14 protein-coding genes are annotated in these 12,879 nt (G+C 59.3%); 10 read left to right on the top strand and 4 right to left on the bottom strand.

What is annotated here, in order from left to right; translation table 11 throughout:
- Positions 1 to 61: 61 nt before the first annotated feature.
- The 3 genes from ACIQUH_RS22250 to ACIQUH_RS22240 form a co-directional block, all read right to left on the bottom strand.
- The gene (locus ACIQUH_RS22250) at positions 62 to 937 is read right to left on the bottom strand and encodes a carbohydrate ABC transporter permease (RefSeq protein WP_127757510.1); all 876 of its coding nucleotides are present in this window, start codon (positions 935 to 937) and stop codon (positions 62 to 64) included.
- Positions 930 to 1,808 (bottom strand): carbohydrate ABC transporter permease, encoded by an 879-nt coding sequence (locus ACIQUH_RS22245; RefSeq protein ID WP_285277765.1) that lies wholly within the window; start codon positions 1,806 to 1,808, stop codon positions 930 to 932. Before ACIQUH_RS22245 ends, ACIQUH_RS22250 begins: the two co-directional genes overlap by 8 nt.
- An 81-nt stretch (positions 1,809 to 1,889) precedes the next feature.
- Entirely contained in the window at positions 1,890 to 3,179 is a 1,290-nt protein-coding gene (locus tag ACIQUH_RS22240; protein WP_400819046.1) for an ABC transporter substrate-binding protein, read from the bottom strand.
- Positions 3,180 to 3,296: 117 nt separating this feature from the next.
- Between ACIQUH_RS22240 and ACIQUH_RS22235 the strand changes: the two genes are divergently transcribed.
- From ACIQUH_RS22235 to ACIQUH_RS22190, 10 genes are all read left to right on the top strand, one after another.
- Complete coding sequence (locus ACIQUH_RS22235; RefSeq protein ID WP_400819044.1) at positions 3,297 to 3,995, top strand: TetR/AcrR family transcriptional regulator; 699 nt, start codon at positions 3,297 to 3,299, stop codon at positions 3,993 to 3,995.
- A gap of 244 nt (positions 3,996 to 4,239) precedes the next feature.
- Complete coding sequence (locus ACIQUH_RS22230) at positions 4,240 to 5,382, top strand: Gfo/Idh/MocA family protein (protein ID WP_400819041.1); 1,143 nt, start codon at positions 4,240 to 4,242, stop codon at positions 5,380 to 5,382.
- 10 nt (positions 5,383 to 5,392) lie between these two features.
- Entirely contained in the window at positions 5,393 to 6,556 is a 1,164-nt protein-coding gene (locus ACIQUH_RS22225; RefSeq protein ID WP_400819039.1) for a dihydrodipicolinate synthase family protein, read from the top strand.
- Positions 6,557 to 6,583: 27 nt separating this feature from the next.
- Positions 6,584 to 7,405 (top strand): sugar phosphate isomerase/epimerase family protein, encoded by an 822-nt coding sequence (locus ACIQUH_RS22220; RefSeq protein WP_400819036.1) that lies wholly within the window; start codon positions 6,584 to 6,586, stop codon positions 7,403 to 7,405.
- A gap of 18 nt (positions 7,406 to 7,423) precedes the next feature.
- Positions 7,424 to 8,659 (top strand): Gfo/Idh/MocA family protein, encoded by a 1,236-nt coding sequence (locus tag ACIQUH_RS22215; protein ID WP_400819034.1) that lies wholly within the window; start codon positions 7,424 to 7,426, stop codon positions 8,657 to 8,659.
- A gap of 336 nt (positions 8,660 to 8,995) precedes the next feature.
- On the top strand, positions 8,996 to 9,166 hold the full coding sequence (locus tag ACIQUH_RS22210) for a hypothetical protein (RefSeq protein ID WP_400819031.1): 171 nt from the start codon (positions 8,996 to 8,998) through the stop codon (positions 9,164 to 9,166).
- A 280-nt stretch (positions 9,167 to 9,446) separates the two neighbouring features.
- The gene (locus ACIQUH_RS22205) at positions 9,447 to 9,656 is read left to right on the top strand and encodes a cold-shock protein (RefSeq protein WP_003520191.1); all 210 of its coding nucleotides are present in this window, start codon (positions 9,447 to 9,449) and stop codon (positions 9,654 to 9,656) included.
- Between the two features lie 252 nt (positions 9,657 to 9,908).
- Complete coding sequence (locus ACIQUH_RS22200) at positions 9,909 to 10,124, top strand: hypothetical protein (RefSeq protein ID WP_400819029.1); 216 nt, start codon at positions 9,909 to 9,911, stop codon at positions 10,122 to 10,124.
- A 96-nt stretch (positions 10,125 to 10,220) separates the two neighbouring features.
- Complete coding sequence (locus tag ACIQUH_RS22195) at positions 10,221 to 10,358, top strand: hypothetical protein (protein WP_400819026.1); 138 nt, start codon at positions 10,221 to 10,223, stop codon at positions 10,356 to 10,358.
- A gap of 560 nt (positions 10,359 to 10,918) precedes the next feature.
- Positions 10,919 to 11,206 carry a hypothetical protein gene (locus ACIQUH_RS22190; protein ID WP_059757116.1) on the top strand — a complete coding sequence of 96 codons (288 nt, stop codon included), beginning with the start codon at positions 10,919 to 10,921 and terminating at the stop codon, positions 11,204 to 11,206.
- Between the two features lie 366 nt (positions 11,207 to 11,572).
- Here ACIQUH_RS22190 and ACIQUH_RS22185 read toward each other — a convergent pair whose 3' ends face one another.
- Complete coding sequence (locus ACIQUH_RS22185; RefSeq protein WP_400819023.1) at positions 11,573 to 12,670, bottom strand: acyltransferase family protein; 1,098 nt, start codon at positions 12,668 to 12,670, stop codon at positions 11,573 to 11,575.
- Between the last annotated feature and the right edge of the window lie 209 nt (positions 12,671 to 12,879).

Below are 12,879 nucleotides of genomic sequence, written 5' to 3'. Positions count from 1 at the left end.
CATGTTGGGCGGCGGCGACAGTGTTGATTGTCTTAAAATGCGTTCCCGATCCCGGTTCCGTTCAGCGTTTCATTCCCGTCGTGGCGATGCCTTCGATGAGCAGCCGCTGGAAAAACAGGAAGAACAGGAAGACCGGCACCAGCGACAGGTTGGACATGGCGAAAAGCGAGGTCCAGTCCGAGCTGCCGGTGGAATCCACGAAGGAGCGGAGGCCGAGCTGCACGGTGTAGGTATTGATGTCGTTCAGATAGATCAGCGGACCGAAGAAATCGTCCCATGTCCAGATGAAGGAAAAGATGGCGGCCGTCGCCAGCACCGGCAGCGACAAGGGCAGCATGATCTTCCAGTAGATGCGGAAGGGTGAACAACCATCCATGACTGCCGCCTCGTCCAGCTCGCGCGGGATGCCGCGGAAGAACTGCACCATCAGGAAGATGAAGAAGGCATCCGTCGCAAGGTACTTCGGCACGATCAGCGGCAGCGATGTGTTCACCCAGCCCATTTCCAGAAACAGGATATATTGCGGGATGAGCACGACGTGATAGGGCAACATCAAGGTGCCGAGCATCAGCGCGAACCAGAAATTACGCCCGCCGAAGCGAAGCCTTGCAAAGGCGAAGGCGGCAAGCGAGCAGCCGACCACGTTTCCTATCGTGGCCAGCACCGAGATGAAGAAGGAGTTCCAGAAGAACTGCCCGAAACTCACCTGCAGCCCGGTCCAGCCGCGAATATAACCGCCGACATCGACCGCCGAAGGGATGAGCGAGGAGGAGCCGAACAGCTCGTCCTGCGGCCGGAAGGAGCCTGATATCATCCACAGGATCGGATAGAGCATCGCGAAGGAGGCGATGATCAGCGCCGTGTGGAGCATCACCGATTTCAGCGGCGTGCGTTGCGGGCCTTGTCCGGGCCGGGGAGCGGTAACAGCGTCAGTCATCGTAATGCACCCAGTATTTCGCGCTGAGGAACGAGAAGGCCGTGAAAAGCGAGATGATGATCACCAAAATCCAGGCAAGCGCCGAGGCATAACCCATGCGGAAGAAACCGAAGGCTTCCTGGTAGAGATAAAGCGTGTAGAACAGCGTCGAATTGATCGGCCCGCCGGTGCCTTCGGAGATGATGAAGGCGGGCGTGAAGGCCTTGAAGGCGTCGATCGTCTGGATCACCGCGTTGAAGAAGATCACCGGCGTCAAAAGCGGCAGGGTAATGCGGAAGAACTGCCGCACCTTGCTTGCGCCGTCGATTTCGGCGGCTTCATACATATCCTGCGGGATCTGTCTCAGACCGGCGAGGAAGATGATCATCGGCGAACCAAACTGCCAGACGGACAGGATGACCAGCGTGTAGATCGAATAATCCGGATTGGAAATCCAGCTCGGCCCTTCGTAACCGAAGGCCTGCCACAGGATCATGTTGACGAGACCATCGGAGGCGAAAAGCTGGCGCCAGAGAACGGCAATCGCGACGCTCGAACCCAGCAGCGACGGCAGGTAGAAGATCGCCCGATAGAGCGTCAGGCCCTTGATGCCGCGGTTGAAGGCGAGCGCCACCAGCAGCGCGAAGATCAGCTTCAGCGGCACCGACAGCAGCACATATGTAAAGGTGACCTGCATGGCTGCGGCGAATTTCGGATCGGCGGTGGCGATGCGCACGTAATTGGCCGCCCCCACCCAGTCCGGCGACTGCAACAGGTCGTAATTGGTGAAGGACAGATAAAGCGACGCGAGCGCCGGACCAAGGGTGAGGCCGAAGAAGCCTATCAGCCAGGGCAGAAGAAACAGATAGGCGTGAATGTTGCGGTCGAACATCCGCTTCACGCCGCCCCGCTTCGGGAGAGCCGCGCCACGGCTCTCCCCCACAAGAGTTTCAGATCGAAAGGCCATAAACCATCACTTCCGTTTGATAACGGTTTCGGATTCCTTGACGAGGCGGTCACCGCCCTCTTCCGGCGTGATCTTGCCGAAGCCAACTTCTTCCGCCGTGCGTTTCAAAACGAAGGCGAATTCGCCCGCGCCCGGAGGCGGCGCCGGCGGCAGATCGCCGACGCCGGGGGTAATCTCGGCGATATAATCCACCATGGTCTTGCTGACCTCATCGAGCTTGCTGCTCAACTGGCTGCGCATGGATTCCGATGCCGGAACGCCGCGTTCGACGCCGAGAATATCGATACCCTGCGGGTCGGCGACCAGGAAGTTGATGAAACCGACCGCCTGCTCGATGCCGGCGCTGCCATTGGCGACGCTGATGAGCATGGAGGGCTTCAGATAATGGCCGGAAGGGCCATCCTTCGTGCTCTTCGGATAGGAGCTTATGGCAAGTTTCGCCTTGTTGAGCTTCTGGTAACCGACGAACTGGTTGGAATGGGCAAATGCGGTGGCCGCCTTGCCCGTCGTCAAAGGGTTGGTTTCGATATTGAGCTGGTCCAGCGCTTGCACATCGGCCGGCACGCAGGCGCCGCTCTTGCGAAGGTCCGCCCAGAGCGTGAACCATTTGGTCGCATCGGTCGGATCGAAGCCGATCGCGCCATCCTGGGTATAAAGCGACTTGCCGTTCTGGCGCAGCCAGTTTTCAAAGCTCGGCTCCACGCCGCTGGCATCGGCCGTGGCGTAATAACCGGGTTTCGGCTTGTTCTTGCTGAGCTTGGCGGCGTTTTCGGCAAACTCCTCCCAGGTCTGGCCGATCGCCGGCGGGGTGGCGCCGGATTTTTCCCAGGCCGCCTTGTCGAAGAAGACCGCGCTGGAATTGACCCCGAGATTGATGCCGTAAAGCTTGCCATCGACCCGGCCGGAATCGATGTTCATCTTGCCGAAATCCTCGATCTTCAGGCCCTTGCCGATATAGTCGTCGAGCGGCGCCAGCGCGCCGCGACGGCCATATTCGAAGATGTAGCGATAATCCATCTGGATAAGGTCGGGCGCATTGCGGCCGGCAACCTGCGTGGCGAGACGCGGCCAATAATCACTCCAGCCGGCAAATTCGCCGGCAATATCGAGATCGGGCTTGACCTGTTTGTAAGCCGCAATCGCCTTGTTGGTGCGATCGGCGCGCTCCTGCGACCCCCACCACAACATGCGAAGGCGCGCGGCCTGCGCCTGCGCTGACCCTCCTCCCAATGTTGCGAGCGACAGGGCCGCAAGCCCTGTTGAAAGCACAGTTCTCCTCTGAAGCATCACAGGCATTGGCAACTCCTCCCTATTGACTGCCAATTGATGATGAACGTAAACGACACTTGCCGTTTTATAACTAATTGGTTACATGGGAACACTGATCGCAAACATTGTCAAGCGGGTGCTGAAATGGAAGAAACGGCAAAGAACCAGCCACTCGATACGGCGACGGAGGAAACACCGTCGCCCAAGCGCAAACGCGCGACGACACAGGTGAGAAACCCTGAAAGAACCCGAGCCGCCATCCTTGAAGCCGCCCGCCGCGAGGTGGCGGCGAAGGGGCTGGCCGGCGCTCGAATCGATGTCGTGGCGCGCCGCGCCGGCACCAACAAGCGGATGATCTATCATTATTTCGGTGACAAGGACGCGCTTTACCTCGCCGTTCTGGAGGATACCTATCGCCATATCCGCCATACTGAACGGCGGCTCGACCTCACCCGCAAGGCGCCATCGGAGGGCTTGCGGGAACTTGCGCTTTTCACCTGGCATTATTTCCTCGACCACCCCGAATTCCTGAGCATACTCGCCACCGAAAACCTCAACAAAGCCCGTTACCTCAGGCAATCCCCCACGATTGCGGCCATGCATTCGAATTTCATTTCGGAGCTTGAGGAGGTGTTGCGGCGCGGTCGCGATACCGGCGAATTCCGCGACGGTCTCGATCCGATCGACGTCTATCTGACGATCGCTTCACTCGGCGCTTTTTATCTCTCGAACCGGTTCACGCTGTCGACGATCTTCCAGCGCGACCTGACGGCCCCCTCGGAACTGGAACGATGGGGTCAGCATATCGTCGACACGCTGCTTGCTGCAGTGCGGCCAGCCTGAGACAACAGGGCCGGATTCTCCTTTAACAACAGCAACGACGCATTTTCGCATCTGCGAAGTGCGTCGTTTTCTTTTGCGGCGCGGCGAAGACGGCCGGCTGCGGCGGCTTTCCGGACTTGAATTTTTCCTGCCAAAAACACCTTGACAGATCGCATCCTTCACGACCACAAATAACCAAATGGTTACAAATTGCCATGTTTGACGGAAGCGGCTTTCGGGAAAAGGCCGCCTTGGGAGGAAATTCATGAAACGTATCGGCGTCATCATGCACGGCATCACCGGCCGCATGGGTTACAACCAGCATCTCGTGCGCTCCGTTCTCGCCATTCGCGATCAGGGCGGTGTGCTTTTGAAGAACGGCGAAAGGGTCATGCTCGACCCCATTCTGGTCGGCCGCAACGGCGCGAAGATCGAGGAAATCGCCAGAAAGCACAATGTCGCGCGCTGGACGACCGATATAGACGCAGCGCTGGCGAACCCTGATGATACGCTGTTCTTCGATGCCGGCACGACGCAGATGCGCGGCAGCCTCCTGGAAAAAGCCATCAAGGCCGGCAAAAACGTTTATTGCGAAAAGCCGATTTCCGACACGATGGAAGAGGCGCTGGCGATTGCCCGGCTCGCCGAAAGCGCCGGTATCAAGCACGGCGTCGTTCAGGACAAGCTGTTCCTGCCGGGCCTGCGCAAGCTCGCCATGCTGCGCGACAGCGGCTTTTTCGGCAAGATCCTCTCGGTACGTGGCGAGTTCGGTTATTGGGTTTTCGAGGGCGACTGGCAGCCGGCGCAGCGTCCCTCGTGGAATTACCGTCTGAAGGATGGCGGCGGTATCATTCTCGATATGCTGTGCCACTGGCGTTATGTGCTCGACAATCTGTTCGGGCCGGTGAAATCCGTAAGCTGCCTCGGCGCTACCCATATTCCGGAACGTTTCGATGAACAGGGCCGCGCCTATGCGGCGGATGCGGATGATGCGGCCTACGCCACCTTCGAGCTGGAAGGCGGGATCATCGCCCATATCAACTCATCCTGGGCGGTGCGTGTACGCCGCGACGATCTCGTCACCTTCCAGGTGGACGGCACCCATGGTTCGGCGGTGGCGGGCCTGACCAAATGCTTCACCCAGCACCGCACCAACACGCCGAAGCCGGTGTGGAACCCCGACCAGCCACAGACCATCGATTTCTACAAGACCTGGCAGGAGGTGCCGGACAATGTCGTCTATGACAACGGCTTCAAGGCACAGTGGGAAATGTTCGTGCGCCATCTCGTCGATAACGATCCGTGGCCCTATGGCCTTATGGAAGGCGTGAAGGGCGTGCAGCTTGCCGAGCTTGGACTGAAATCCTGGAAGGAACGCCGCTGGCTCGACGTTCCCGCCCTTTCCTGAGGAGGCTGAGGTGAGCGAACTCAAGCTTCCGAAGGATGACCGCAGCATCGAGGTTTACCGGCTGTCCGGCACGCCGGTCGCGGTTGAAAAACGCAGTGCTGCGGATTTCAACCGCGTCGCTTTCGCCGCCGCCCATGTGGTGGCCGATCCCCTTGCCGATAACGACCCGTGGCTGACGCCCGCCATCGACTGGGACGCGACCCTGCGCTTCCGTCACCGGCTGTGGGACCTTGGCCTCGGTGTCGCCGAGGCGATGGATACGGCGCAGCGCGGCATGGGGCTCGCTTGGCCGCAGGCGCAGGAACTAATCTCCCGTTCGCTGAAGGAAGCAGCCAGCCGCAAGGATGCGCTGATTGCCTGCGGCGTCGGGACCGACCATCTTGATAGTGGCGGTTACGACCTGAACCAGATTGTCGACTCTTATCTCGAACAGCTTGATTTTGTTCAGGGAGAAGGCGGACGCGTGATTCTGATGGCGAGCCGCGCACTGGCCGCCGCCGCCCGCTCGCCCGATGATTATCTCAAAGCCTATGCCAGGGTACTTTCCCGCGCTGACCAGAAGGTGGTGATCCACTGGCTGGGAGAAATGTTCGATCCCGCACTTGAGGGTTATTGGGGCGCTAGTGACCATATGGCTGCCATGGAAACCTGCCTTGCCATGATCGAGGAAAATGCCGCCAAGATCGACGGCATCAAGATTTCGCTTCTCTCCAAGGAAAAGGAAATCGTCATGCGTCGCCGCCTGCCGGCTGGCGTGCGCATGTATACCGGCGACGACTTCAACTATGCCGAACTGATCGCCGGCGACGAACAGGGCCATTCGGACGCGCTGCTCGGCATATTCGACGCGATTGCGCCGGCGGCCTCCAAGGCGCTCGCCAGCCTTAAGCGCGGTGCGGACAATGAGTTCTTCGATATTCTGGAGCCGACGGTGGCGCTGTCGCGCCATATCTTCAAGGCGCCCACCCGCTTTTATAAGACCGGCGTGGTGTTTCTCGCCTATCTCAACGGGTTGCAGGATCATTTTACCATGGTCGGCGGGCAGGAAAGCACCCGCTCCACGCAGCATTTCGCCGAGCTTTTCCGGCTGGCGGACAAGGCCAATGTGCTGGCCGAACCGGATCTCGCGACGCACCGCATGAAGGCGTTTCTTTCGGTCCGGGGCATTGGCTGAGGCAGCAGAACTAGGGGAGATATCGATATGAGCCTTGAAGGCCTTTCCATCAATTTCGCCACTGTGCGTCAGGGCGGCAATTTCGGCGCCATCGTCGATGCCTGCCTTGCGCATGGCATCACCGCCATTTCGCCCTGGCGCGAACAGGTGCATGGTATCGGGCTAACGGAAGCCGCGCGGATCGTCGAGCAGAATGGTCTGCGCCTTAGCGGCCATTGCCGCGGCGGCTTTTTCCCTGCCCCCACTGCGGAAGGCCGCCGGCTCGCCATCGAGGACAACAAACGCGCCGTCGATGAGGCCGCCGCCATGAAGGCCGATTGCCTTGTGCTGGTCGTGGGTGGCCTGCCCGCCGGCTCGCGTGATCTGAAGGGGGCGCGGCAGATGGTGGAGGACGGCATGGCCGAACTTCTTCCCCATGCACGGGCCGCCGGTGTGCCGCTTGCCATCGAACCGCTGCATCCCTTTTATGCCGCCGACCGCGCCTGCTTCAACACGCTGAAACAATCGCTCGATCTCTGCGACCGGCTGGGAGCCGGCACCGGCGTCGCCATCGACGTCTACCACGTCTGGTGGGATCCGGAACTGGAAGAGCAGGTGGCGCGCGCCGGCAGGAACGGGCAGATCCTTGCCCACCATATCTGCGACTGGCTGGTGCCGACCACCGATCCGCTCAATGATCGCGGCATGATGGGCGACGGCGTGATTGACCTGAAGGCATTTCGCGCCATGATCGAGGCCGCCGGCTTCCACGGCCCGCAGGAAGTGGAAATCTTTTCGCATCGCTGGCAGGCGCGGCCCATGGACGAGGTCCTCACCACCGTGGTCGAGCGTTTCAAGACTGTTTGTTGATTATCCGGGAGAGAGACAATGCCTGAAAAGGTGAAACGCAAACGCTATGCGCTGGTCGGCACCGGCAATCGCGGCACCACCATGTGGGGCCGCGAATTGCTGGCCGGCTGGAGCGACTATGTCGAGCTTGTCGGCATTTGCGACCTGAACCTGATGCGCGCCGAACGCGCCCGCGCCATGATGGGATCGAACGCGCCGCTCTACGACGATTTCGACCGGATGATGGAGGAGCAGCGCCCCGAGCTGGTGATCGTCTGCACACCTGACGACACCCATGACGACATCATCATCCGCGCGCTGGAAGGTGGGGCCGATGTCATCAGCGAAAAACCCATGACCACCACCCCGGAAAAGATCGACCGCATCCGCGCGGCTGAGGCCAGAAGCGGCCGCCGGGTCGACGTCTCCTTCAATTATCGTTTCTCTCCCACCGCCGCGCGGATCAAGGAACTGATCGACGACGGGGCCATCGGCACGGTCACCTCGGTCGATTTCCACTGGTATCTCGACAACCAGCATGGCGCGGATTATTTCCGCCGCTGGCACGCCTTTACCGAACATTCCGGCAGCCTGTTCGTGCACAAGGCCACGCACCATTTCGATCTCCTGAACTGGTATCTCGATTCCGATCCCGTGGAAGTGAAGGGCTTCGGCCAATTGCTGCATTATGGCAAGAACGGCCCGTTCCGGGGAACGCGCTGTCGCACCTGTCCGCACAAGGGCGAGTGCGACTACTTCATGGATCTCGGCGCCGATCCTTTTCTAGATGCGCTTTATGAAGACCCTTCGGCGGTGGACGGTTATGTGCGCGATGCCTGTGTCTTCCGCGAGGAAATCGACATTCCCGACACGATGAGCGCCTCGATCCGTTATGCCAGCGGCGTGCAGGTCTCCTATTCGCTCAACACCTATATGCCGATAGAGGGCCATCACATCGCCTTCAACGGCCATAAGGGCCGCATCGAGATGCGCCAGTATGAAAAGCAGCCCTGGACGGAACCGCCGGCCGATGAAATCCTGCTGGTGAAAAGCTTCGGCGGCGGTGTCGAGCACATCTGGGTGCCGCACGAACCGGGCGGCCATTATGGCGGCGACAACCGCATGCGCGACATGATCTTCAAGCCGGGCTCCAACGACCGGCTGCGGCAGAGGGCCGGTTCGCGCGCCGGCGCCATGTCCGTTCTGACAGGTGTTGCGGCGCTGAAAAGCGCCCGTGAAGGCGGCGCGGCGGCGGTGAAATCGCTGCCGGTATAGCCACGACCGTCTGCGGCCCCATCGGCAGGTGGGCCGCAGACGGCAATTGCCAAAAAAGAACGGACGATATTCCGCAGATTACGCGCTTCTTCCATGCCGGTAAAATGATCGCCGGGGGAAGAAAGAGTGAGTCATGTCCAGTTTTGAATCCTTCGTTCCGCTCATCATTATCGGCGTCAGCCTCGTCGTGTTCTTCAAATGGGTGGGACGAGATATGAACCGGGAAGAGAAAAAGCCGCGTTCCCGCCGCTGACGGCGGAAAAGCGCGCCCGTGCGGCGTAAAGACGGAACCCGCGCCTTTTCCCGAGCGTTTTTCCTCCAAAAGGAGGACGCGACATGACGAAGAAAACGAAGCCGAAAACGGTCGACAAAGGACCTTCCAGTCCGAACGACATTCCTCCCGCCGGCCCCCACGCCAAACCCTCCCTCACCGACTATGACAAGACGCCGGGCGCAGGCAGCCTGCCGGATGAAGGGGCAAAAGACGTGTCTCCCGGCGGCGGTTGATGCGCGTTGGACCGAATGCGCACCAAGCCGGGCGGACGATGCGGCCAGCGGGAAATAGTGCCATGAACCAGATACTTAGCCGATGGGCGGTCGCTCACTGGCGCTTTTTCCTTCGCGGCCCATTGCAAAATCAAAAATTGAGCCTATATTTTCTTCATCGACCATTGCTTGTGACGTCGTTCTGGAACATTGCGTTCCCCGTCGGATTTCCTCTCAAATAATCGATCTAATCCCGCAAGGTATCGCGGGAACCACAACGATTCTACGAAAGGAAATCGTTATGAACACTGGTACTGTAAAGTGGTTCAACGCCACCAAGGGCTTCGGCTTCATTCAGCCTGACAATGGCGGCGCGGACGTTTTCGTTCACATTTCCGCTGTTGAGCGCGCTGGCATGCGTTCTCTGAACGATGGCCAGAAGATCAGCTACGAGATCGTCCAGGACCGTCGGTCCGGCAAAAGCTCGGCTGACAACCTTCAGGCAGCTTGATATTCATCATTTGATCCCGCAGACCACGGATGTACTGGCTGCAGGTTAGAATGATCGTGAGAGGTCGGGTCAAAGCCCGGCCTTTTGTTTTTGGGCCAGGGAAAGCGCGCGTCCGCGAAGAAGCCGAAGCCATGCGCCACCGCCACAAGAGCGCAAGCGAGAAAATGCAGCGCGAAGGGCTGCTGCCTGCCCCCCCGAAAAGGTTACCCCCCGCCAGCCGTTCGATACCGCTCTTCCACAAAGGAGAATGCCATGGCCGCGACAAAAGAAGCTTTTTTCAAACCCGGCAAACTATCCGCACAAGACAAGGCATCATTGACGGATAATGCCGCAAAGCAGATCATAAACGCCGAGGCCGACCAGCGCGCCCGCAAAACGGAACGCCTTCGCCAGCTTCGGGAAGCGCAGGAAGCGACTGTTATCGCCGCCGCGCCGGTTCCCGCGAAAAAACGATCCGGCAAGAACTGACTGGCCGGATTTCCAGTATTGCCCGATCGAACGGGTCTTGAACGGATTGTCTCACACCCGCTCGAGGCCGCTTGAATTCAACAGGAGGAGGACACCATGGCCAAGGGTCAATTGCGCAGCAACAAGGAAATCCGCAAACCAAAGAAGGACAAGACGAAGATACCTGCCGCGCCGCCAGCCGGTTCGCAGGTCAAACTCGCAAACGCCACGACAGCGGATGGCAAAAAGAAATAGGCGCCGTGCGGATCGGCAAGTCACGACGAATTAAAGCATCGCCATGGATGCCGGACTTGTTTTGGCCACATTGCCCATTTAAATAGCTCCCATGGCAACTGCTGGTGAGCGCGAATGAAATCGACGTTCGCAGTTGTTTTAGTCGCTTCAGACTTTGACCACGGATGTACTGGCACTGGTGTTGAGAGCGATATGAGGAAGGTCGGTGCAATATTGCCCCGGCCTTTTTTGTTGCCTGCGGCAGCCGCCGCTGCATCTTCCGCCGTCGCTAGCGGAATTAACTTGCCTATTCCCCCTAAACGGCGCAGGCTTCTTTATCGGTAATTAAAGGGCGTTGCCGCCGTCAGGCCTGTTGCACCACCAGCCCTGTCCCGCCCGTTGCCCGGCGGGAACGATCCGGAATCTCACGCGACATGCATGACGGCAAGGGCCGGAAACGGCTGCCCTGACGTTGACCGCGTTTCAAGGCGTTGAAGCGTCCTCGCACCACCTCTGGGCAACCACCTGGATGGAAGCGCGACGCTCCGGCTTTTGTGAACCCCACGAGAAAGGAGGACGTCATGTCTTCCGCATATGAAAATTGCATCATCACATCGCAGGACCTGAAAATGCTCCAGTCAGTGCTGGAAGGTCTTGGTTATGATAGCCACACCATGGATGACGAAGTCATTCTTTATAACAATGCCGCCCGCAAGGTGATCCAGCTCTTCCAGGATGGCTTGACCGACCCCGCCGATATTTCGGAGGAAATGCTGTTCCTGTTCGGCGTTCACAAACATGAACGCGTAAAACCGTGGAAACCGCTGCCGCGTTACGCCATTCAGGGCCTTCCGCCTCTTTACCGGTGATGAACGCCGCCTTTTCGTGGCGGCCTTCAAAATCACCGATGAAAATAACGGCTTGGCAAAAGCCGTATATCAGGCAACACTGAAATTGAGCGTCCCGCGCGCGATCAGGCGCGTTCTGGGAAGCTTGGGTATGGAATGTACATCCGGTGCGGTGCGGGACCATGAGCGGCCTGTGCCAGGCTTCGGTTGTTTCCCATGCCGGTAAGTTTTGCGTCTGCGTGGAGGTGAGTATGACGTATGACTGGAGCGGCCGCAAAATGCGCCGCATGCGAGCGGCGAAACTGACGATCATCAGCCTCGTCGCAGCTTTCGTGCTGACTGCCCCGATTTTCGCCCATTATTGAGGTTTGCAGCCGCAAGCCAGGGTCATACCGGCTGGCGGATTTCGCTCCGCTTTCTCAACCGGTTCTTCAGCCATTTCTGAACGGGCTGGTCGTAATGGACCGTCAGCCACCATGACAGGCACGTCGTGCCGATGAGAAACGCAATGCCGGCCGGCAAAGCGAGATTTTCCCGGTGCACCGCGGGGATCAGAAACTCCGTCCAGGCCAGAAGCGGAATATGCAGCACATAGACCGCATAGGATGCCGTGCCGAGAAACACCGACACCATTCCCACCCCGCGCCCCGGAACCGTCTTGCTGGCGACGAACAGCAACAGCGGCCAGACGACGAGAACAACCGCAAGATCGAAGAACGGCCGAAGCTCGCGCGACATCGGCACGGCCAGAATAAAACAGACCAGCAGAAGGCAAAGCGCCGCCCGAAGGGGTTTCAACTGCGGTACGCGATTGCGGAAACGGTAAATCAGCACGCCCGCAAAAAACGAGAAGAACACCCGTCCCATGCCGGCATACATTTCATGCCAGCGAAAACCGGCATGCAAACGGCCAAACTCGGCGACAGCCACCATCAGCACAAGCGCGCTGATGGCGAGCACCGCGGCGATCTGTTTCGTCGTGGCCCGCACACCGAAGCGGGCGTAAAACACATTCACCACCAACTCGTTGAAAAGCGACCAGGCAGGGCTGACGAGAAACAGCGCGCCGTTCAGGGTGAGCGTGAAAGGCGCCGGCAGAAAGAGCAGCCCCGTTACCAAGGCGAAAGCAAGCTCGCCGGGATCGATGCGACGGTGCAGATCGTCGATCGGCGTCGGCAGGCCCAGAACGTAGAGGCAGATGAAATAGGCCGCCATCAGGGCCAGGGCCAACGCATAAAGAGGGTAGAGACGTGCGAAGCGCGCCTTCATGAAAAAGCCCGGCGTCATCGCCCCTTCGGCCAGTTTCCGGCTATAAGCATGCGCGAGCACGAAACCGCTGAGCGCAAAGAACAGATCCACGGCGAGATAGCTCGAAGCCGTGCTTTTCCCGAACAGATCCTCGGCATGGCGATGGACGATGAAAAGCGCAGCCACGCCCCTTATGCCGTCGAGCAATATGAAGCGTTCCGGGGGCGACTGGACCATGGCATGGGGCTCGGTGTGGCTGGCGGATTTGAGGTTCACAAGCAACGAGCTTTACCGCGACGGGGTTCATCGCTGCCAGTCACAAACTGTTTAACGTGGCGGACGTCCCATATTATTATGGAATGCGAACGGTTGATCGACACCCTTTCGCGGCTGCGAAAGGCATGCTACGTCCGGATGTCATCGATGTTTCGCCCGTTTGACTCTGC

This window comes from Agrobacterium sp. NPDC090283 (genome assembly GCF_044769685.1).
Classification (GTDB): Bacteria; Pseudomonadota; Alphaproteobacteria; order Rhizobiales; family Rhizobiaceae; genus Agrobacterium.
Note: the sequence above shows the minus strand (reverse complement) of the source record. Positions and strands in the feature narration are given on the sequence as shown.

Bases quoted from the DNA above. Each gene is read 5' to 3' on its own strand.
- ACIQUH_RS22250 (WP_127757510.1), bottom strand. From the start codon at position 937: ATGACTGACGCTGTTACCGCTCCCCGGCCCGGACAAGGCCCGCAACGC.
- ACIQUH_RS22245 (WP_285277765.1), bottom strand. From the start codon at position 1,808: ATGTTCGACCGCAACATTCACGCCTATCTGTTTCTTCTGCCCTGGCTG.
- ACIQUH_RS22240 (WP_400819046.1), bottom strand. From the start codon at position 3,179: ATGCCTGTGATGCTTCAGAGGAGAACTGTGCTTTCAACAGGGCTTGCG.
- ACIQUH_RS22235 (WP_400819044.1), top strand. From the start codon at position 3,297: ATGGAAGAAACGGCAAAGAACCAGCCACTCGATACGGCGACGGAGGAA.
- ACIQUH_RS22230 (WP_400819041.1), top strand. From the start codon at position 4,240: ATGAAACGTATCGGCGTCATCATGCACGGCATCACCGGCCGCATGGGT.
- ACIQUH_RS22220 (WP_400819036.1), top strand. From the start codon at position 6,584: ATGAGCCTTGAAGGCCTTTCCATCAATTTCGCCACTGTGCGTCAGGGC.
- ACIQUH_RS22215 (WP_400819034.1), top strand. From the start codon at position 7,424: ATGCCTGAAAAGGTGAAACGCAAACGCTATGCGCTGGTCGGCACCGGC.
- ACIQUH_RS22210 (WP_400819031.1), top strand. From the start codon at position 8,996: ATGACGAAGAAAACGAAGCCGAAAACGGTCGACAAAGGACCTTCCAGT.
- ACIQUH_RS22205 (WP_003520191.1), top strand. From the start codon at position 9,447: ATGAACACTGGTACTGTAAAGTGGTTCAACGCCACCAAGGGCTTCGGC.
- ACIQUH_RS22200 (WP_400819029.1), top strand. From the start codon at position 9,909: ATGGCCGCGACAAAAGAAGCTTTTTTCAAACCCGGCAAACTATCCGCA.
- ACIQUH_RS22195 (WP_400819026.1), top strand. From the start codon at position 10,221: ATGGCCAAGGGTCAATTGCGCAGCAACAAGGAAATCCGCAAACCAAAG.
- ACIQUH_RS22190 (WP_059757116.1), top strand. From the start codon at position 10,919: ATGTCTTCCGCATATGAAAATTGCATCATCACATCGCAGGACCTGAAA.
- ACIQUH_RS22185 (WP_400819023.1), bottom strand. From the start codon at position 12,670: ATGGTCCAGTCGCCCCCGGAACGCTTCATATTGCTCGACGGCATAAGG.